The 19,969-nt window shown below is 67.7% G+C and carries 21 protein-coding genes; 8 read left to right on the top strand and 13 right to left on the bottom strand.

Annotated elements, in window-relative coordinates; all coding sequences use genetic code 11:
• Positions 1-18 precede the first annotated feature (18 nt).
• The 7 genes from ABZ420_RS10110 to ABZ420_RS10140 all read right to left on the bottom strand — a co-directional run bounded on the left by ABZ420_RS10110 (position 19) and on the right by ABZ420_RS10140 (position 6,366).
• The gene (locus ABZ420_RS10110; RefSeq protein ID WP_357119706.1) at positions 19-1,080 is read right to left on the bottom strand and encodes an MCE family protein; all 1,062 of its coding nucleotides are present in this window, start codon (positions 1,078-1,080) and stop codon (positions 19-21) included.
• Entirely contained in the window at positions 1,077-2,105 is a 1,029-nt protein-coding gene (locus ABZ420_RS10115) for an MCE family protein (RefSeq protein WP_084498718.1), read from the bottom strand. The genes ABZ420_RS10110 and ABZ420_RS10115 overlap by 4 nt, the downstream gene beginning before the upstream one ends.
• Entirely contained in the window at positions 2,102-3,316 is a 1,215-nt protein-coding gene (locus ABZ420_RS10120; protein ID WP_357119709.1) for an MCE family protein, read from the bottom strand. Before ABZ420_RS10120 ends, ABZ420_RS10115 begins: the two co-directional genes overlap by 4 nt.
• 4 nt (positions 3,317-3,320) lie before the next feature.
• Positions 3,321-4,172, bottom strand: coding sequence for an ABC transporter permease (locus ABZ420_RS10125; protein WP_357119712.1), 852 nt, complete (start codon positions 4,170-4,172; stop codon positions 3,321-3,323).
• Positions 4,173-4,176: 4 nt separating this feature from the next.
• Positions 4,177-4,941: an ABC transporter permease gene (locus ABZ420_RS10130; protein WP_357119715.1), complete on the bottom strand. Its 765-nt coding sequence runs from the start codon at positions 4,939-4,941 to the stop codon at positions 4,177-4,179.
• 290 nt (positions 4,942-5,231) lie between these two features.
• Positions 5,232-6,134 (bottom strand): 3-oxoacyl-ACP reductase, encoded by a 903-nt coding sequence (locus ABZ420_RS10135; protein ID WP_062968685.1) that lies wholly within the window; start codon positions 6,132-6,134, stop codon positions 5,232-5,234.
• Positions 6,135-6,177: 43 nt separating this feature from the next.
• A complete protein-coding gene (locus ABZ420_RS10140; RefSeq protein ID WP_040864641.1) occupies positions 6,178-6,366 on the bottom strand; it encodes a ferredoxin in 189 nt (62 codons plus the stop codon).
• 175 nt (positions 6,367-6,541) lie between these two features.
• Between ABZ420_RS10140 and ABZ420_RS10145 the strand changes: the two genes are divergently transcribed.
• On the top strand, positions 6,542-7,735 hold the full coding sequence (locus tag ABZ420_RS10145; protein WP_357119718.1) for an acyl-CoA dehydrogenase family protein: 1,194 nt from the start codon (positions 6,542-6,544) through the stop codon (positions 7,733-7,735).
• 19 nt (positions 7,736-7,754) lie between these two features.
• A complete protein-coding gene (locus ABZ420_RS10150; RefSeq protein WP_357119721.1) occupies positions 7,755-8,849 on the top strand; it encodes an acyl-CoA dehydrogenase family protein in 1,095 nt (364 codons plus the stop codon).
• A 61-nt stretch (positions 8,850-8,910) separates the two neighbouring features.
• Here the strand turns inward: ABZ420_RS10150 and ABZ420_RS10155 are convergent, their stop codons facing one another.
• Positions 8,911-9,072, bottom strand: a complete 162-nt coding sequence (locus ABZ420_RS10155) for a hypothetical protein (RefSeq protein ID WP_357119724.1) — start codon at positions 9,070-9,072, stop codon at positions 8,911-8,913.
• Between the two features lie 20 nt (positions 9,073-9,092).
• Positions 9,093-9,680, bottom strand: a complete 588-nt coding sequence (locus ABZ420_RS10160; protein WP_357119727.1) for a TetR family transcriptional regulator — start codon at positions 9,678-9,680, stop codon at positions 9,093-9,095.
• A gap of 101 nt (positions 9,681-9,781) precedes the next feature.
• On the opposite strand from ABZ420_RS10160, the gene ABZ420_RS10165 reads away from it, so the two are divergent.
• The 3 genes from ABZ420_RS10165 to ABZ420_RS10175 all read left to right on the top strand — a co-directional run bounded on the left by ABZ420_RS10165 (position 9,782) and on the right by ABZ420_RS10175 (position 11,894).
• A complete protein-coding gene (locus ABZ420_RS10165; RefSeq protein ID WP_357119730.1) occupies positions 9,782-10,969 on the top strand; it encodes an FAD-dependent monooxygenase in 1,188 nt (395 codons plus the stop codon).
• Positions 10,970-11,079: 110 nt separating this feature from the next.
• Positions 11,080-11,544 (top strand): hypothetical protein, encoded by a 465-nt coding sequence (locus ABZ420_RS10170; protein WP_357119732.1) that lies wholly within the window; start codon positions 11,080-11,082, stop codon positions 11,542-11,544.
• Positions 11,541-11,894, top strand: coding sequence for a hypothetical protein (locus tag ABZ420_RS10175; RefSeq protein WP_357119735.1), 354 nt, complete (start codon positions 11,541-11,543; stop codon positions 11,892-11,894). The genes ABZ420_RS10170 and ABZ420_RS10175 overlap by 4 nt, the downstream gene beginning before the upstream one ends.
• A 68-nt stretch (positions 11,895-11,962) precedes the next feature.
• Here the strand turns inward: ABZ420_RS10175 and ABZ420_RS10180 are convergent, their stop codons facing one another.
• Positions 11,963-13,612: an acyl-CoA synthetase gene (locus ABZ420_RS10180; protein WP_357119738.1), complete on the bottom strand. Its 1,650-nt coding sequence runs from the start codon at positions 13,610-13,612 to the stop codon at positions 11,963-11,965.
• 60 nt (positions 13,613-13,672) lie between these two features.
• On the opposite strand from ABZ420_RS10180, the gene ABZ420_RS10185 reads away from it, so the two are divergent.
• Positions 13,673-14,455, top strand: coding sequence for a crotonase/enoyl-CoA hydratase family protein (locus tag ABZ420_RS10185; RefSeq protein WP_062968700.1), 783 nt, complete (start codon positions 13,673-13,675; stop codon positions 14,453-14,455).
• Between the two features lie 64 nt (positions 14,456-14,519).
• Here the strand turns inward: ABZ420_RS10185 and ABZ420_RS10190 are convergent, their stop codons facing one another.
• Positions 14,520-14,939 (bottom strand): VOC family protein, encoded by a 420-nt coding sequence (locus ABZ420_RS10190; protein ID WP_357119741.1) that lies wholly within the window; start codon positions 14,937-14,939, stop codon positions 14,520-14,522.
• A gap of 184 nt (positions 14,940-15,123) precedes the next feature.
• Between ABZ420_RS10190 and ABZ420_RS10195 the strand changes: the two genes are divergently transcribed.
• A complete protein-coding gene (locus ABZ420_RS10195; RefSeq protein WP_357119744.1) occupies positions 15,124-16,122 on the top strand; it encodes a sigma-70 family RNA polymerase sigma factor in 999 nt (332 codons plus the stop codon).
• 107 nt (positions 16,123-16,229) lie between these two features.
• On the opposite strand, the gene ABZ420_RS10200 is transcribed toward ABZ420_RS10195, so the two are convergent.
• Both ABZ420_RS10200 and ABZ420_RS10205 read right to left on the bottom strand, forming a co-directional pair.
• Positions 16,230-17,768, bottom strand: coding sequence for an acyl-CoA synthetase (locus tag ABZ420_RS10200; RefSeq protein ID WP_357119747.1), 1,539 nt, complete (start codon positions 17,766-17,768; stop codon positions 16,230-16,232).
• Positions 17,769-17,850: 82 nt separating this feature from the next.
• Complete coding sequence (locus ABZ420_RS10205) at positions 17,851-18,888, bottom strand: LLM class F420-dependent oxidoreductase (protein WP_357119750.1); 1,038 nt, start codon at positions 18,886-18,888, stop codon at positions 17,851-17,853.
• A gap of 130 nt (positions 18,889-19,018) precedes the next feature.
• Between ABZ420_RS10205 and ABZ420_RS10210 the strand changes: the two genes are divergently transcribed.
• Positions 19,019-19,969 (top strand): OB-fold domain-containing protein, encoded by a 951-nt coding sequence (locus ABZ420_RS10210; RefSeq protein WP_357119753.1) that lies wholly within the window; start codon positions 19,019-19,021, stop codon positions 19,967-19,969.

Here is a 19,969-nt window from a genome sequence, read left to right on the forward strand (position 1 = left end):
TGGACGGGTAGTGCCCACTCATCGCGGCGGCTCCTGAATCGCGGGTTCGATCGACGGGGACGGCGTGAGGTAGCTCTGCAGATCGTTCGGCAGGTGCTGCGGCCACACCAGCGCGTCCACCAGCGGTTGCAGCGTCTTGCTCGCGGCATTGATCACGTACGCCTGGAAGTAAGGGCCGCTGCCGACCTGCTCACCGAGTGCGGCGGCGAACGGGCCGAGACCGTCCAGCGCGTCGGCGAGGTTCTGTTTGTTGCGCTGCAACAGCGCCAGCACCGAATTGAGTTTGTCGAGGGCCGGTTTCAGCTGTGCCTCGTTGTCGGCGACCAGGCCGGACAGCTGCTGCGCGAGTCCGTTGACGTAGACGATCAGCTGCCCGAGCGCGGTGCGTCGCCGATCCAGCTCGCCGAGCAGCTCGTTGCCGTCCAGGATCAGCGCGTTGATCTGGTTGCCGCGGTCGGCGAGGATCTTCGTCACGTTCTGCGCCCGCTTCAGCAGGTCGGTCAGCGCCTGGTCGCGCGCGTTGATGCTGCGGGACAGCGCGGTGACGCCGTCGAGCGCCGAGCGCAACGGCGCGGGGGTGTCGGCGAAGGTCGCCGAGAGCGCGTCGAGGGTCTGGTCGACCCGGTCCAGGTCCAAGTCGTGCACTGTTCCCGCCAGGTCGCTCAGCGCCTCGTTGAGCGAGTACGGCGATGTGGTGCGCTCCAGCGGGATGGTGTCGTCGGTGTGCAGCGCGCCGGGGCCGGACGGCGTCACCTCCAGCGATTTGCGTCCGAGCACCGTGTTGGTCTTGATCGCCGCCGAGGTCTTCTCGCCCAGCACGATCGACTCGGAGAGGGTGAACCGGACGAGCACTTTCGCGCCGTCGAGGCCGACCTCCTCCACCCGTCCGGACCGCACGCCCGCGACCTGCACCGCGTCACCGGGGAGCAGGCCGCCCGCGTCGGCGAAGTAGGCGGTGTAGGTCGCGCCGGAACGTATGAACGGCAGGCGGTCGAATTGCAATGCCGACAGCGCAACCGCCACCGCGAGCACGAGGCCGACGATGCCGATGGTGATGGCGGATGATCGCTGCTCTTTCATCGGTTGTCCGCACACCTTCCGGTCGTCTGCGCCCCGGGCATGTTGATCTTCATCGTCTGTCCGTTCGGGCCGTCCACCAGGAAGTTCGTCGAGCAGACGTAGAGCTGGAGGAAGGAGCCGTAGGAGCCGATGCGGATCAGCTGGCGATAGGTCGACGGCAGCCGTTCCAGGACCCACTGCACCGTGTCCGACCCGGCGTCGAGGTTCGTGGCCAGTCGTCCGGTCTGCTCGATGGTGCCGCGCAGATCGGGGCGGGCCTGGGCGAGCAGGTCGGTCAGGTCGCCGGTGGCCCCGGCGATTCGCGGGATCGCGTCACCGATCTGGTCCTTGTCGGCCGCCAGTCCGCTGATCAGGCGCTGTAGTTCGGCGATCGTGGTGGCGAACTGGTCGCCACGCTGATCGATGGTCTGCAGCACCGCGTTCAGGTTGTTGATCACGCTGCCGATCAGCGCGTCCCGGTCGGCGAGCGTCTTGGCGAACGAACCGCCGCTGTTGAGCAGGGACACCAGCGTGCCGCCCTGGCCCTGGAAGATCTGCAGCAGCGCGTTGGTCAGGTCGTTCACCTGGCCGGGGTCGAGACCGCGCAGCAGCGGCCGGAAACCGCCGAGCAGCATGTCCAGATCGAGTGCGGGCGCGGTCTGTTCCTTGACGATGGTGCCGCCGGGCTGCAGGACGCGGTTCGAGCCGGGCCCCTCGGTCAGCTCGAGATAGCGGTCGCCGACCAGGTTCTCGTACTTGATCGCCGCCCGGGTGCTGGTGAGCAGCCGGTACTTGCGGTCGACGTCGAACTCGACGTGCGCCAGGTAGTCCTTGCCCACCTTCACCGAGGTGACCGAGCCGACCGGCACGCCGGCGATGCGCACCTTCGCTCCGGGCAACACGCCCGAGGAACTGGTGAACACGGCGTGGTAGCCGTTCTCCCTGGCGAACCGCATCTGGCTGAACACAACCGCCAGACCGGCGAAGATCAGCGCCATGACCAGCGTGAAGATCGCCAGTTTGACGGTGGTCGCGGTATTCCTCACGGGCGCGGCACCCCCGGTAGTCCGGCGAACAGGAGCTGGAAGATCTTCGGCGGATTCACACTCAGCGTCGTCGACGGTGTGTACACGTGGCCTTCCGAGGTATCGGTGACGACATAGTCCGAGTGGCTGCCCGGCACCCGGTCCAGCAGGCCGCCGCATCGCGGGCCGCCGGTCGCGTTCACCTTGGGCAGATCCTCCGGGTAGGTGTACGGCTTCGCGCCGTACATGAAGCCGGTGTTCAGCGCGACGCCTTCCTGCAACCCGCCGAAGACCGCCTCACCCATGGGCAGCGCCTTGCCGAGGCCGCCGATCAGGCAGTACAGCGCGGGTGCGTACTCGTCGAGCAGCCCGGTGGTCGGGCGCAGCAGATCCAGCGCGGTGCCGAGCTGATTCTCGTTCTCGCGCAACACCGATCCGGTGGTGTCCGCCAGACCGGTGAGGTTCACCAGAACGTTGTCCAGGCTGTCCTGCTCCTGGGCCAGGGTCGTGCTGGTGACCGTGAAGTTGTCCACCGTGCGCAGCAGGTCGTTCACCGTGTCCGCGTACAGGTCGGTGACCTCGCCGGTCTTCGCCAGATCCTGTTGCAGCGTCGGCAGATACGGGTTGATGTCGCGCAGGTAGGCGTCGCTCTGCGTGAGCAGTTCGCCGAGTTTCTGCCCACGGCCCTGCAGCGCCGTGCCGAGCGCGGACAGCGTCGCGTTCAGCTTCTCCGGCTCGATCTTGGCCAGCACGTCCGAGAGGTGCTGGAACAGGGTGTTGAACTCGACGGTCACCCGCTGCGCGGTCACGGTCGCGCCCGGCCGCAGCGGGGTGGACGACGGCTGCCGCGGAACGATGAAGTTGATGTACTTCGCGCCGAACACCGTGGTCGACCGGATGTCGACGTCCGCGTTGGAGGGGACCAGTTTCAACAGGTCCGGGTCGAGGGCCAGTTTCAGCCTCGCGCCCTCGGTGGTGTGGTCGACGGACGCGACGCGGCCGATCTCCACCCCGCGCACCTTCACCTTGGCGTCCGGGTCCAGGACCAGGCCGCTGCGCGGCGCGTCCACCGTCACGGTGGCCGTGGGCGTGAACCCGCCGACGAACATGATCATCGCGACCGCGACGACCGCGACCAGCGCGAGCACCATCGTGATACCGGCCAGCTTCAGGCCGAGCCCGCCGCGCAGCGCCCGCCCCAGGCGGCTTTCCGTTTGCTTCGATTCCGCCATGTCGCTATCCGGAGAGGTGGAAGTTGCCGGAGGTGCCGTAGATGGCCAGCGAGACCAGCAGGGTCACCGTGACGACCGCGACCAGTGAGGTCCGCACCGCGTTGCCCACCGCGACACCCACGCCGACCGGGCCGCCCGCGGCGTTGTAGCCGTAGTAGGTGTGGATCATCATGATCGCCAACGACATGAGAATCGCCTGGGCGAACGACCACAGGATGTCGGTCGGGATGAGGAACGTGGAGAAGTAGTGGTCGTAGACACCCGCCGACTGGCCGTAGATGACGACCGTGGCGAACCGGCTGGCCAGGAACGACGCGATCACCGCGAGCGCGTAGAGCGGGACGATCGCGATCATCCCGGCCAGCACGCGGGTGCCGACCAGGTAGGGCACCGGCCGGATCGCCATCGACTCCAGCGCGTCGATCTCCTCGGCGACCCGCATCGCGCCCAGTTGCGCGGTCGAGCCCGCCCCGATGGTGGCCGCGAGGCCGATACCGGAGATCACCGGCGCCGCGATGCGGACGTTGATGAACGCCGCGAAGAAGCCGGTCAGCGCCTCGACGCCGATATTGCCCAGGGAGCTGTAGCCCTGCACGGCGATGGTGCCGCCCGCGAACAGGGTGAGGAACCCGACGATCACCACCGTGCCGCCGATCACCGCCAGCGCGCCGGTACCCATGCTGATCTCGGCGATCAGCCGGATGGTCTCGGTGCGATAGTGCACCAGCGCGCGCGGCAGGGACCCGAGCGCCTGGGCATAGAACACCGCGTGCTTGCCGACCGAATCGAGCGAGTCCGACACCCTGCGCATTCGCCGGACCGTGCGGGGAAAGCGGGATTCGATTACGAAGGCCATCGCGTCACCGCACCGTGAACTTGATGCCGACGGCGGTGACCACCACGTTCACGACGAACAGGGCCATAAAAGCGAAGACTACGGTCTGATTCACCGCATCACCGACACTCTTGGGTCCGCCTTTGACATTCAAGCCCAGATAGCAGGCGACCAGGCCGGCGATCAGCCCGAACAATCCGGCTTTCACCTCCGAAATGATCAGCTCGGGCAGATGGGTGAGCAGCGTGATGCCATTGACGAACGCGCCGGGGTTCACATCTTGCAGATACACCGAGAACAGAAATCCGCCGACGATGCCGATGGTGCACACCAGGCTGTTGAGCATCAGCGCTACGAACATCGACGCGAGCACCCGCGGCACCACCAAGCGCTGTACCGGATTGATGCCCAGCACCCGCATGGCGTCGATTTCCTCGCGAATGGTGCGCGCGCCCAGATCGGCGCAGATCGCGGTGGCGCCCGCCCCCGCGACGATGAGCACGGTGACGATCGGCCCCACCTGGGTCACCGCCCCGAATGCCGCGCCCGCCCCGCTGAGGTCGGCCGCGCCGATCTCCCGCAACAGAATGTTCAACGTGAAGCTGACAAGAACGGTGAACGGAATGGCCACCAGCAATGTCGGCACGATCGAAACTCGCGCGATGAACCAGGACTGGTCGATGAACTCCCGCCATTGAAAGGGCCTGCGCACGCTGGCGCGTGCGACATCGGCGGTGAGTTCGAAGAATCCACCGACGGCCCGCAACGGCACGGCAAGGACCTCGTTCATCCGCGATCCTCCTTGCTCAACCGGCGTACACAGCCCACGGCGCGAATCCACCGTGGCCGCACCGCCGGAACGATTAGAACACGTTCACCGTGTTGCCGGTAGCACTTTTCATACTTTTGAAGTGCAATTTCCCGAAAATTCGGCATATAAATTTGGAACCGGTGTCATCGGGTGATGATCCCACCTTTGTGAGGTAGGACATAACCCGTCCCTATGTCTACCAAGCGCCGATCCCATGATCAACAGTTGGACAGCTGATCAGTAGTGGGTCCGCGGCGAGCCGCCGCGGCTCACCCCAGCTCTGCCAGCGAAGACGCCGAGAAGGTGCGCCCATCCGGGCGATCGGCGAAGTAGCCGCCCAGCGTGTCGGCCAGATCCTGGGCCGACCACTCCCCCGCGGCCGCGTCGAACCGGCGTTCGACAACCGGCGCCGCCATGAGCGCCACCATTCCCCCGTAGACGACGAACAGCTGTCCGTTGACCGCCTCGGCCGCAGGCGAGGCCAGGTAGGCGACCAGCCGGGCCACGTGATCGGGCGACAGCGGGTCGGCCTCGCCCTCCGGGGCGGGGCTGAACACCGCCTCCGTCATCGCGGTGCGCGCCCGCGGCGCGATCGCGTTGGCGCGCACACCGAAGCGAGACAGGGCCCGCGCGGCCGAGAGGGTCAGCGCGGTGATGCCCGCCTTCGCGGCCCCGTAGTTGGCCTGCCCCTCCGGGCCGAGCAATCCGGCCTCCGAGGAGGTGTTGATCAGCCTGCCGTAGACCGGCGCGCCCGCCTGCTTCGACTTGCCGCGCCAATAGGCGGCGGCGTTGCGCGAGAGCAGGAAATGGCCGCGCAGATGCACCGCGAGCACCGCGTCGAAGTCCTCGTCGGACATGTTGAACAGCATCCGGTCGCGGGTGATGCCCGCGTTGTTGACCACGATGTCGACCGATCCGAACGACTCCTCGGCGGTGCGGATCAGCGCGTCGGCGGTCGCGCGTTCGGCGATACTGCCCGCGACGAACTCCGCCTTGGCGCCCAGCGCCCGGATCTCACCGAGCGTGCTCGCGACCGCCTCCGACTCCGCGAGGTCGTTGACCACCACCGACGCACCGGCTCCGGCCAGCGCGAGCGCTTCGGCCCGCCCAAGTCCGGCGCCGCCGCCGGTCACGATCGCTACACGGCCCGCAAGGCTCAGATCATTGCTCACGCGGCCGACTCTAGAACGTGTTCCAACTTACGGCAAGCATCGCTCACTGCAACCGCAACGCCGCCTTCGGACATTGCGCGACGGCGTCCTCGACGTCGGCGAGCCGATCGGGGGGCACGTCCGCGTTCGCGATGTGCAGGACGTCCTCGTCATCGAGTTCGAACACGTCGGGGGCGATTCCGACACAGATTCCATTCGCTTCGCACTGGTCTGGATCGACACTGATCTTCATGACAACTCCTTTACCACCACTCTGGCCGAAGCCTAACAAGCCGATCCGCTCCACCGGGGCGTCATCGGGGGGATTCGGTATCAATACTGGAACATGTTTCAGTCCATATGCAATGATCGGGGAAACCCGATCCGACGAAGGCTCGTCCTAACCCACCCCGCCGAGAGGTTTCGCCATGCGCATTGCGTACACGCCGCAACAGGAGCAGCTGCGCGCGGAGTTGCGCGACTACTTCGCGCGACTCATCACCCCTGAGCGCAGGGAGGCCCTGAGCGCGCAGACCGGCGAGTACGGGCAGGGCAATGTGTACCGCGAGGTCGTACAGCAGATGGGCCACGACGGCTGGCTGGCGCTGGGCTGGCCCGAGGAATACGGCGGCCAGGACCGCCCCACCATGGACCAGCTGATCTTCACCGACGAGGCGGCGATCGCGGGCGCGCCGGTGCCGTTCCTGACCATCAACTCCGTCGCGCCCACGATCATGCACTACGGCAGTGCGGAACAGAAGAAGTTCTTCCTGCCCAAGATCGCGGCCGGTGAACTGCACTTCTCCATCGGCTACTCCGAGCCGGGCGCGGGCACCGACCTGGCCAGCCTGCGCACCACCGCGGTGCGCGACGGCGACGACTACGTGATCAACGGCCAGAAGATGTGGACCAGCCTGATCGCCTACGCCGACTATGTCTGGCTGGCCGTGCGCACCGATCCGACCGCCAAGAAGCACAAGGGCATCAGCATGCTCATCGTGCCGACCACCGCCGAGGGCTTCTCGTGGACGCCGGTGCACACCATGGCGGGGCCGGACACCAGCGCCACCTACTACCAGGACGTTCGCGTGCCCGCGAGCGCGCTGGTGGGCCAGGAGAACGGCGGCTGGGCGCTGATCACCAACCAGCTCAACCACGAGCGCGTCGCGCTCACCTCGGCCGCGCCGCTGGCGCTGGCGCTGCGCCAGACCGTCGAATGGGCGCGCGAGACCAAGGCGAGCGACGGCTCCCGCGTGATCGACCGCGAATGGGTGCAGCTCATCCTGGCCAAGGTGCACGCCAAGGTGGAATACCTCAAGCTGCTGAACTGGGAGATCGCCAGCCGGGCCGACGCGGGCGGCGACGCGGCTCCGCGCCCGTGGGACGCCTCCGCCTGCAAGGTGTACGGCACCGAGCTGGCCACCGAGGCCTACCGGTCGCTCATGGAGGTGCTCGGCCCGCAGGCCTACCTGCGCCAGGACTCCCCCGGCGCGCAATTGCGCGGCCGCCTGGAGCGGATGCACCGCGCCGCGCTCATCCTCACCTTCGGCGGCGGCACCAACGAGGTGCAGCGCGACATCATCGCCATGACCGCCCTGAAGCAGCCTGCCGCCGCGCGCTGACGAAAGCTGAGAGACCACCATGGATTTCACCCCCACCGAAGCCCAACTCGATCTCGGCCGGCTGACCGGCGAGGTGTGCGGGAAACTGGTCACCGCGGACCGGTTGCGCGAACTCGATACTGCCGAAGAGCGATTCGACCGGCCGCTGTGGAGTTCGCTGGCCGAGACCGGTGTGCTCGCGGCGGCGCTGCCCGAATCGGTCGGCGGCAGCGACCTCGGCTCACTCGAGCAGACCGCCGTCCTGCGCGAGCTGGGCAAGCACCTCGCGGCCGTGCCGTACCTGTGGTCGATCGTGCTCGGCGCGGGTGCGCTGGCACGGTTCGGCGATGCGGCGCAACAGGATCTGGCCACGCGGGCGGGCGCGGGCAGCGTCATCCTCACGGTGGCGCTGGCCGAGGAGCGCAACTGGGAACCCGCCGCGCCGACCACCAGCGCGGTCGAGACCCCCGACGGCTGGCGGCTGACCGGCGCCAAGACCACCGTGCCCTTCGCGAACCGGGCCGAGCGGATCCTGGTGCCCGCCACGGTCTCCGGAACCACCGCGGTGTTCCTGGTCGATCCCGCGGCGGCGACGGTGAGCGCGCAACAGGTGGTCGACCGCAGCCCGGAGTTCGCGGTCGAGTTCACCGATACGCCCGCCGAACTGATCGGCGCCCTCGCCGACGGCGCGGAGATCCTGGACTGGATCCTCACCCGTGCCTGGCTCGGCCTGAGCACACTACAGCTCGGCACCCTGGAACGGGCGCTCGAGCTGGTCGCCGAGTACGCGAGGGAGCGGGAGCAGTTCGGCAAGGCGGTCGGTAGCTTCCAGGCCGTCGCCCAGCGGCTCGCCGACGCCTACATCGACGTGCAGGGCCTGCGCCTGGCGGTCACCCAGGCGGCGTGGTTGCTGTCGGAGGACCTGCCCGCCGCCGAGGCGGTGCACATCGCCAAGTTCTGGGCCGCCGACGCGGGCCACCGCGTCGCCCACACCGTTGTCCACGTGCACGGCGGCGTCGGCATCGACCGCGACCACATCGCGCACAACTACTTCACCGCCGCCAAACACAACGAGTTCGCCCTCGGCGCGAGCACCGACCACCTGCGCGCCCTCGGCGCGCTGCTGGCCACGTAACCGCGCCCGAGCGCATTCGGCCCGCACGGCACCATGCCCTGCGGGCCGAATCGCGTTGCGCTCAGACCAGTCGCCGGTTCAGCTCGCCGCTGACCCGCAACACACGCTCGGCCGCGTCTTCGAAAGCTGCGCGGCGCGGGTCGATCGCATTCGTGCCGGTGTCCTGAACGCGGGCGTAGCCGTCTCGCCGCGGCGCGGAGTAGCGGGGATCGAGGTCGGCCATGAGTCGAACGTACCGCGCTTTCAGCCGGCCGGGATCGACGTCAGGTAGCGCTGGAGGGTGGGGCCCACCTCGGCGATGATCTGGTCGCGGGTCAGGGCGACGACCGGGGGAAGGCGCAGGACGTAGCGGCACAGGGCGAGGCCGAGCATCTGGGTGACGATCAGGCCCCCACGGCGGGGGGCGTCGGCGGGATCGCCGAAACGCAGGACGGCGGGCAAGATCTGCTCGGCGAAGATGGCGCGGACGCGGTCGGCCACCGCCTCGTCGGTGATCGATGAGCGCAGCAGCGTCAGCAGCACCTCCTTGTTCGGCTGCTCTTCCCAGATCTCGAAGAAGCGGCGCACCAGCAGCTCGCCCAGGCTGTCGGGCTCCGCGGAGCCGAGGTCGGGCAGGTCCAACCTGACGTCGACAGCGGCCGCGAAGAGTCCGTCTTTGCTGCCGAAGTACCGCATGACCATCGATGGGTCGATATCCGCTTCGGCGGCGATGGCGCGAATGGTCGCCTTGCGGAATCCCTCGGCGGCGAACCGTGCGCGGGCCGCGTCCAGAATCGCCGCACGCGTCGCGTCCGAGCGGCGAATGGGTGCTTGATCAGGCTCTACGGTCATGCCAACAAGTGTAGGCCAACAACTGTTGACTTCCTAGCCCGAGCGGGGCTACGGTTATGCCAACAAACGTTGGCCTACAAACGTTGACATGAGGAGTTCCGATGAACGCCACACCGAACCCGTTGCCCGCCACCACTTCCGTCGTGATCGTCGGCGCGGGACCCGCCGGGCTGACCGCCGCCATCACGCTGGCCGACGCGGGTGTGGATTTCGTCCTGCTCGACCGGCAGAGCGAAGGCGCGAACACCTCCCGCGCGGCGGTCGTGCACGCCAGAACGCTCGAGGTGCTCGAGGAACTCGGCATCGCCGACGAGTTGGTCGCGACGGGCGACATCGTCGCGCGCTTCACCGTCCACGACGGCGGCAAGACCTTGGCCACCATCGACTTCGACGGTCTCCCGACGCGCTACCCCTACACCCTGATGACGCCGCAGGACACCACCGAGGCGGTGCTGCTGAAGCGGCTACGGAAGGCGGGCGGTGACGTGCGGCGGCCATACCAGGTCAGCCGGGTCGCCCAGGATGGCGACGGCGTCACGGTCGAATACACCGACACCGCGGGCACCGCGGGCAGCATCCGCGCCGACTACGTCGTCGGCACCGACGGCATGCACAGCGTCGTCCGCGAGCAAGCGGGCATCGGATTCACCGGCGCGTCGTACCCGGAGTCCTTCGTTCTCGCCGATGTGCGGATGGACTGGCCGATCGCGCGCGACGAGGTGGCTCTGCACCTTTCACCGGAGGGTGTCACCGTGGTCGCGCCGCTGCCCGACGAGGCCGAGCCGAACCGCTACCGCGTGGTCGCCACCCTGGAAACCGCCCCCGAGCACTCGACCGCGGCACAGATCCAGGCCCTCCTGGACGCCCGCGGCCCCGGCGGCGCGGTGCGGGTTCGCGAGGTGCTGTGGAGCTCACGCTTCCGCGTGCACCACCGGGTCGCCGACCACTACCGCAGCGGCCGCATCCTGCTCGCGGGCGACGCCGCCCACGTGCACAGCCCGGCAGGGGGGCAGGGCATGAACACCGGCATCCAGGACGCCGCCACCCTCGGCCCGTTGCTGGCGCGAGTCCTCGCGGGCGAGCCCGACACCCTACTGAACGAGTACGAGACCACCCGCCGCCCCGTGGCCCTCGGCGTCGTCTCGTTCACCGACCGCATGACCAAGATGGCGACCCTGCGCCGCCGCCCCGCCCGCACCGCGCGCAACCTGATCCTCACCACCCTGTCCCACATCCCCACCTTCCGCCACCGCCTCGCCTACCAGCTGGCCGAACTCGCCAACCGCTGAGGTCCCGCGAGCCGAATCGGCCGCCGCTCCGACAGTCGCACAGGAATGCGTACCGGCCATCAGGTCCGGGACAACTGAACTAATTCAGAACTCGGCGTAGGATGGTCCCCGTGACCTCGAAAAGCTTTCCGTTCAGCGACTTGATCCGTAAACAGACGTCGGTGTTTCCCGCGTTGGACGACGCCGACGTCATCCTGGAGCGCCGGGACGCGGAGAATCTGGTGCTGTCCCGCTCCGAGCGATTCGAGGCCAAGGAGACGGCGACGCGACTGCTCGCCCGCACCCTCGCCATCATCGCCCGGTCGAACCGATCTCTCGCGGAGGAGGTCTTCGCCGAAGAACTCCCGTGGCTGAAATGGTTGCCCGAGACCGGTCGCACCGAGGCAGTGACCGAACTGCTGGATCAGTTGATCGCAGGGGCCGATACCGGACTGTTCATCCCGTTCGCCCGCGATCTGATCGCCTGGCGCAGTACCGCCGAGATCTACGCCCAGCCGGAACTCGCGCGCCGACTGGCCGGGCCGTTCGACCCGGAGGAATTCACCGAGGTCTCCCGGCCCGGAACAGCGGGATGAAGCTGCACCGTGGCGATGAGATACCGCGACCCAATCCCTGGCGCGTGGTCGTGCACAGCCTGAATGCCGCGCGAGGGTGGGCCGAGCTACTCGCTCAGGCACCCGGAAATCTCGACCGCGCGTGGGTCGATATCACCAGCGACCCTCGCAGCACGGCGAATCCGTCCCGGCAGCACCGCCTGAAATATGAGCTCAAATCGGTCAAACTCGGTGGCGCGGAATTGGAGCAATGGCAGTACGAGATCACCGGAGGCGGCCGGATCTGGTACGCGATCGATGACGCCAACCGGACGCCGTACCTGACACTCGCCGGTACCGGGCATCCCCGGCAGACCGATCGGCGGCGCTGATAGCCGGGCGGATGCCTACATGGTCGGCCACCGTCCCAGGAACGGTGGCCGACCATGAGGCCGGGTTCCTACTTCGCGCTCGCCACCGCGTGGTCGTCGGCGGGGCGGGACTGGGTTTGCTCCTTGGCCCAGCGGTAGTCGGGCTTGCCCGCCGGGGAGCGCTTGATCTCGTCGACGAACCACAGGCTGCGGGGCTGTTTGTAGGGCGCGATCTCCTGGGTGAGCATCGGGCGCAGCTCCTCCAGGGTGGGACGGGACGCGCCGCGGCATTGCACGACCGCGACCACCCGCTGGCCCCAGCGCTCGTCCTCGATGCCCACCACCAGCGCGTCGAAGATCTCGGGGTGCGTCTTGAGCGCGCCCTCGACCTCCTCGGGGTAGATCTTCTCGCCGCCGCTGTTGATGCTGACCGAGCCGCGGCCGAGCATGGTGACCGTGCCGTCCTCCTCGACGCGCGCGTAGTCGCCGGGGATGGCGTAGCGGATCCCGTTGAACTCCTTGAAGGTCGCGGCGGTCTTCGCCTCGTCCTTGTAGTAGCCGAGCGGGATGTGCCCGCGGCGGGCCAGGATGCCGACCTCGCCGGAGCCCGGCCGCACCGGATTGCCGTTCTCGTCGAGCACATCGGTGGAAGCGTCGATCTTCACCCGCGGCCCACCGGTGTGCGTCGCGCCCTTGGCCACGATGGCGATACCGCCGAAACCGGTCTCCGAGGAGCCGATCGAATCGGAGATCATCCGGTTGGGCAGCAACTCGAGGAACTGGTCCTTGAGCGAGGGCGAGAACAGCGCCGCGCTGCTGGCCATCACGTACAGGCTGGAAAGGTCGTAGGGCTGACCGGTCTCCGGGTTGCCTTCGATGAGCGCGTCGAGCATCGGGCGCGCCATCGCGTCACCGGTGATGAAGATCAGGTTGATCTTGTGCTTGTCGATCGCCCGCCACACGCCGTGCCCGGAGAACTCCGGGATCATCACGGCTTTACCGCCGCCGAACAGGCTGTGGAACGTGGCCCACTGCGCGCCGCCGTGGATCATCGGCGGGATCGGGAACCGCACCATCGGCGGGCTGCCCGCGCCGACCTTCGCCAATTCCCACTCGTCCTGGACGTATTCGCCGGTGATGAAGTTGATGCCCGCGCCGAGCACGCGCCAGACGTCCTCCTGACGCCACATCACGCCTTTGGGCATGCCGGTGGTTCCGCCGGTGTAGACCATGTACAGGTCGTCCGGGGAACGTTCGCCGAAGTCGCGCTCGCCCGATGACTGCGCGAGCACCGTCTCGTAATCCACCGAATCGGCTGCGGTGGCGATCGTGCCGGTCGTATCGTCGTCGACGACGACGACCGTGCGCAGTTGCGGCGTCTTCGCCCGGACGGCAGCGACCTTGTCGCTGTAGCGCCGCTCATGGATCAGCGCGACCATGTCCGAGTTGTCGAAGATGTATTGCAACTCGTTCTCGACATATCGGAAGTTCACGTTGATCATCACGGCCCGCGCCTTGAAGATCGCGACCATGGCCTCGACGGCCTCGATCGTGTTGCGTGAGTAGATACCCACCTTGTCACCCGGCCGGACTCCCTGTTCTTGCAGGTAGTGAGCGAGTTTATTGGCCCGCTCCTCCAACTGGGCGTAGGTGACCTCGCGGCCGTCGTCGGCCAGCGCGACGCGGTCGGGCATCAGGTCGACGGCATGTTCGACAAGGTCCGCTATGTTGTGGCTCACAGCCATAAAAATAGAACGTGTTACTGTTTCTGACAAGGCTAGAAGTCAGGAGAATCAGCGATGCCGCACTGTCTCGTCGAGAAGCGCGACCATGTCCTCATCGTCACCATGAACCGGCCCGAGGCGCGCAACGCGCTGTCGGGGGAGATGATGGCGATCATGAAAGACGCCTGGAATCAGGTGGACGAGGATCCGGAGATCCGGGTCGCGATCCTGACCGGCGCGGGCGGGGCGTTCTGCGCGGGCGCCGATCTCAAGGGCATGACCTCCGAGCACCCCGGCGACACCATCGAGGGCGGCGGCTGGAATCCGGCCAAGCTGGAGGCGCTGCTCAAGGGCCGCAGGCTGACCAAGCCGCTGATCGCGGCGGTCGAGGGCCCGGCCATCGCGGGCGGTACCGAGATCCTGCAGGGCACCGACATCCGGGTGGCCGGGGAGAGCGCGAAATTCGGTGTGTCCGAGGCACGGTGGGGCCTGTTCCCGCTGGGCGGCTCGGCGGTGCGGCTGGTCCGCCAGATCCCCTACACCGTCGCCGCGGAAATCCTGCTCACCGGCCGGCACCTCACCGCCGCCGAGGCCAAGGAGATCGGCCTGATCGGGCACGTCGTCCCGGACGGCACCGCACTGGACAAGGCACTGGAGATCGCGGGGCAGATCGCCGCCAACGGGCCCCTCGCCGTGCAGGCCATCCTGCGCACCATCCGGGAGACGGAGGCCATGCCGGAAGAGGACGCCTTCGAGATCGACGCCGAGCTCGGCATGTCGGTGTTCCGCTCGGCGGATGCCAAGGAAGGGCCGCGGGCGTTCGCGGAGAAGCGCAAGCCCTCTTTCACCGGAAACTGAGAATCCCGGCGGAGCCCACACCCCCGGATGCGCACCCGCATCCGGGGGCGACCCCTCGCCGGGCTCAGTTGCCGCCCGGGTAGTCCATCCAGAACGGCTCCCACTGGTGGCCGTCCGGGTCGATGAAGGTGCGGCCGTGCATGCCTACCTGCGCCTCCTGCGCCCGCTTGTCCTCGTTCACCTCTTCGGTCGCGCCCGCCGCGACAGCGGCTTCGGTCAGGCTGTCGACCTCCGCGGCGCTCCCGAGTGCCAGCGCGTACGCGGCGCCGATCGCCGCCTTGGTGTCGGCCACCGGCCGCTTGCTGAACGTGGTGAAGAAGTCCTCGATGAGCAGCATCAGGCAGATGTTGTCATCGATCACGATGCAGGCCGCGTTGTCATCGGTGAACTCCTGGTTGACCTTCCAGCCCAGCGCCTCGTAGAACGCCGTCGACCGGCGTAGATCGGTGACGGGGAGATTGATGAAGATCATCTTGCTGCTCATGGCCTCTTCCTCTCGAGCAAGTCCATTTCGTGTCATTGGATAGGACGTGCCCCGGACGGCGAACTCATCGCGGAAGCGTCCGTGTCGCATCCCACACGCCGGACAGGTTTATCGATCTTGATCGGCGCTGCCCTCGAGTTCGCGGTCCTGTTCTGTGTCGGTGGCCTGTGGCATGGTGACACCCATGAACGACTCGCCCGGCTCCTCCGCCGGCCTCGCTCCCGAGGTGCTCGCCGCGTTCGAGACCCATCGCAGAGAGCTGTGCGCGTACGCCTACCGCATGCTCGGTTCCTCCTTCGAAGCGGAGGACGCGGTGCAGGAGACCCTGACCAGGGCGTGGAGGTCCTACGACTCGTTCGAGGGCCGCGCCAGCCTCCGCTCCTGGCTGTACAAGATCACCACGAACGTCTGCCTCGACATGCTCGACGGGCCGCAGCGCCGGGCCAGGCCGATGGACCTGTCCGGCCCGTCGCGGCCGGATTCACCGCTGCCCGCACCGCAGCCGGACTACGTGTGGATCGAGCCCATCCCGAACGCGCTGGCCTTCGGCGCCGATCCGGCCGACCACGCCAGCGCGAAGGACACCCTGCGCCTGGCCTTCGTCGCGGCCTGCCAGCATCTGCCCGCCACCCAGCGCGCGATCCTGATCATGCGCGAGGTGTTGCGTTTCTCCGCCAACGAGACCGCCGAGGCGCTCACCATGTCGCCCGCGTCGGTCAACAGCGCGCTGCAACGGGCGCGCGCGACCATGTCCAAGGTCCAGCCCGCGGCCACCGACACCTTCGACGAGTCCGACGAGGATCAGCGCAGGCTGGTGGACAACTTCGTCAAGGCGTTCGAGTCCTACGACATGGACACCCTCACCACCCTGTTGAAAGCGGATGTGGCACTGTCCATGCCGCCGATCGAGCTGTGGATCTCGGGTCCGGAGAACGTGGCCGCGTTCATGCTCGGCCACGGAAGCGCTTGCCGCGATTCGCGACTGGTCCGCCTGGAAGGCGCCAACGGCTTGCCCGCCTTCGGCCACTACAAGCCCGGCGACGAGCCGGGCGTGTGGGTGCCGTGGTCGATCACCGTGCTGGAACTCGACGGCGACACCATCGCGGGGCTGAATTTCTTCCTCGATACCGAGAAGCTGTTCCCGCTCTTCGGCCTCGCACCCGAACTGCGCGAGAATATCTGACCCCGAACGCGCGAATGCGCCCTTCGTGAAGGGCGCATTCGCTTTCGGCGTCGTCGCGCGGCCGGGCCGCAGCCCCAGCGGACCGGCTACACGGCCGCCTCATCTCCTCAGGACGCGGGGATGTACCGTTCACGCAGTTTGCGCTTGTAGAGCTTCCCGTTCGGGTCGCGCGGCAGTTCGGGCAGATAGTCGATCGACTTGGGCATCTTGTACTTCGCCAATTGCGTAGCGGCGAAGGCCAGCAGTTCCTCGGTGAGCGCGTCGCCGCCCTCCGCTCCGGCGGCCGGCTGCACGACCGCCTTCACCTCCTGACCCCAATCCGGATGCGGCACACCGAAAACCGCCACGTCGACGACCTTCGGGTGGGTGATCAAGACGTTCTCGACCTCCGCCGGGTAGATGTTCACGCCGCCGGACAGGATGAGGTCCGAGCGCCGGTCGTGCAGGTAGAGGTAGCCGTCCTCGTCGAGGTGCCCGATATCCCCGACGGTGAACAGGTCACCGACGCGCGAGTCGTCGGTCTTGGCCTTGTCGTGGTGGTATTCGAAACTCGAAGCGCCCATCCGCATGTAGACCAGGCCGGTCTCGCCCGCAGGCACCTCGGAGCCGTCTTCCTCGCTGAGCACCTTGATCACCGACCACGGCCACGCCTTGCCGACCGAGCCCGGCTTGCGCAGCCACTCGGCGCCGTTGATCACCGTACCGCCGCCCTCGGTGGCCGCGTAGTACTCGGTGACCGTCGGACCCCACCACTCGAGCATCTGCCGCTTGGTCTCCTGCGGGCAGGGCGCCGCGCCGTGCACCATGCTGCGCAGCGAGGACACGTCGTACTTGGCGCGCACCTCCTCCGGCAGGGCCAGCAGGCGGTGGAACTGGGTGGGCACCATGTGGCTGTGCGTCACCCGGTGCTTGTCGATCAGCCGCAGCATGTCCTCGGCGTCCCAGCGATCCATCAGAACGAGCTTGTGGCCCAGCTGGATCGAGATGGTGGCGAAGTTCAGTACCGCCGTGTGGTACAGCGGCGAGCCGCAGATGTGCACGTGGTCGTCGTAGGGCGCGAGCTCGAACAGGCCGAAGAACGCGGTGGTGTGCGGCGGGACGACATCGGGGTCCGCGCCGGTGAGCGGCCGCCGTACTCCCTTGGGCCGCCCGGTGGTTCCGGAGGTGTAGAGCATGGGCGCGCCCGTGCTGCGGTCGGACGGACGCCCGGTGTCCGCGGCGCCGAGCCAGGCCACCGACTTGAAACCCTCGATCTCGCCCACCGCGAAGCGCGCCGTCGCGGGCAGCCCCGCCTCGTCGGCGGCGGCCTGGGCGGCGGCGGCGAAGCGATCGCTGGCGATGAACGCCTTCGCCTCGCTGTCGGCCAGGATGTAGGCGACCTCCGGACCGGTGAGATGCCAGTTCACCGCGACGATGTACAAATCGGACTGGTAGGCCGCGAAATACGCCGCGATCGCCTCCACGCAGTTGTGCACCATGCTCACCAGCACGTCACCGGTTTGCAGGCCGAGCCCACGCAGGCCGGTGGCGTAGCGATTGGCGAGCGTGGCCAATTCGCGATACGTCACCTCCCGACCCAAGGGATCGACCATCGCGATCCGATCGGGCTCGGCTTCGGCGATGTTCCACAGACCGAGAATTTTCACTGACTCCTGCGCGGGGGATTGGTGAGGAGGCGGAGCCGACGGGGCGGGTGAGGCAGTCACCCCATTGAATCTAGAACGTGTTCTACTGTTCGACAAGGGGGGCGAGCCGATGCAATTGCGCGACATCGGGAACCGACACCAGCATCATGGTGACGCCCGCGGACTCCCAGACCCGCAGCTGCTTGCGGACATGCTCCTCGTCGCCGATGATCGCGGTGTCCAGAATCAGCTCGTCCGGCACCACCGCCGCCGCCTCGGCCTTCTTGCCGGACTGGAACAGCCTGCCGATCTCGTCGACCTCGCGCTCGTATCCCATCCGCCGGTACACCTGGGCGTGGAAGTTCAGCTCGGGCGCGCCCATGCCGCCGATGTAGAGCGCCATGATCCAGCGCATCCGCTCCAGCTCACTCGCCGGGTCGTCGGTGATCACCACCTGACAACTGGCGGCGATCTCGAAATCGTCCCGGTTACGCCGCGCCCCCGCCCGCGCGAAGCCCTCGTCGAGCCAGTCGTTGTACATCCCGGCCAGCCGTGGCGCGTAATAGATGGCCAGCCAGCCGTCGGCGATCTCGGCGGTGAGCGCGACGTTCTTCGGCCCCTCGGCGCCCAGCCAGATCGGCAGATCCGCACGTAGCGGATGCACGATCGGCTTCAGCGGCTTACCGAGCCCGATCGAGCCCGGCCCGGTATAGGGCAGCGGGTAGTGCGGGCCGTCGCTGGTGACCGGCGCCTGCCTGGCCAGCACCTGACGCACGATCCCGACGTACTCGCGGGTGCGCTGCAACGGCTTGGCGAACGGCTGGCCGTACCAGCCTTCCACCACTTGCGGACCCGAGACGCCCAGGCCAAGAATTGCGCGGCCACCGCTGAGGTGATCGAGGGTGAGCGCGTGCATGGCCGTCGCCGCGGGCGTACGCGCCGACATCTGCACCACCGACGTGCCGAGGCGCACCCGCCGCGTCGACGAGCCCCACCAGGTGAGCGGGCCGAAGGCGTCCGACCCCCACGATTCGGCGGCGAACACGGCGTCGAACCCGGCTTCCTCGGCCGCCGCCACCAACTCCCCCGCGTTCGCGGGCGGCTGGGCCATCCAGTACCCGAGTTGCAATCCGAACTTCACGCCGGACCCCTTTCCAGTCAACTGCTTGCCACCAGAGTTAGAACCTGTTCTACTCGATATCGTGACTCAGGGGAATACTGCATCCACGGCAATCGCTGGTGGTAGCGGCACGGCGTTGAACACAGCGGCCGTGCCCGATGTACTCAGCGCGCCCCTACGGGTGCGTTTCGACTACACCCGCTCCGTCGGCTCCACCATCGGGACATTCTTGACCCGGTTGCGCGATCACAAGATCGTCGGCGCGCGCGGCTCGGACGGACGGGTGATCGTGCCACCGCCGGAATACGATCCGATCACCGCCGAACCGCTGACCGAATTCGTCGACGTCGCCGACACCGGCACCGTCGAATCCTGGACCTGGGTGCGCGAGCCGCTGCCCGGCCAGCCGTTCGACCGCCCCTTCGCCTGGGCGCTGATCCGATTGGACGGCGCGGACACGACGCTGCTGCACGCGGTCGACGTGGCCGGGCCCGAGGACATTCGGAAAGGCTTGCGGGTCACCGCCCGGTGGGCCGAGCAGACCGAGGGCAGCATTCGCGACATCGTCTGCTTCGAGCCGGGCGAGAAGCCCGCAGCGCCGGTCGCGTCCGCCGGGGCCGATCCGGTCACCATGCTCGTCACGCCGGTCGATCTGTCCTACAAGCACACCGCCTCGCCGCAGGAGACCGTCTACCTGCGCGGACTCGCCGAAGGCAAGCTGATCGGCGCGCGCACCGACGCCGAGGGCAAGGTCTACTTCCCGCCGCGCGGCGCGAACCCGACCGACGGCAGGCCGACCGACGAGTACATCGAGTTGTCCGACCGCGGCACGGTGACCACCTTCTGCATCGTCAACGTGCCGTTCCTCGGGCAGCGGATCAAGCCGCCGTACGTCGCGGCCTATGTGCTGCTGGACGGCGCGGACATCCCGGTGCTGCACCTGGTGCTCGGCTGCGACGCGAGCGAGGTGCGTATGGGCATGCGGGTGGAGGCGGTCTGGAAGCCGCGCGAGGAGTGGGGCTACGGCCTGGAGAACGTGGACCACTTCCGTCCCACCGGCGAGCCGGACGCCGAATACGAGACCTACTCCCATCACCTCTGA

Source organism: Nocardia sp. NPDC005745 (genome assembly GCF_040630775.1).
Taxonomy (GTDB): domain Bacteria; phylum Actinomycetota; class Actinomycetes; order Mycobacteriales; family Mycobacteriaceae; genus Nocardia.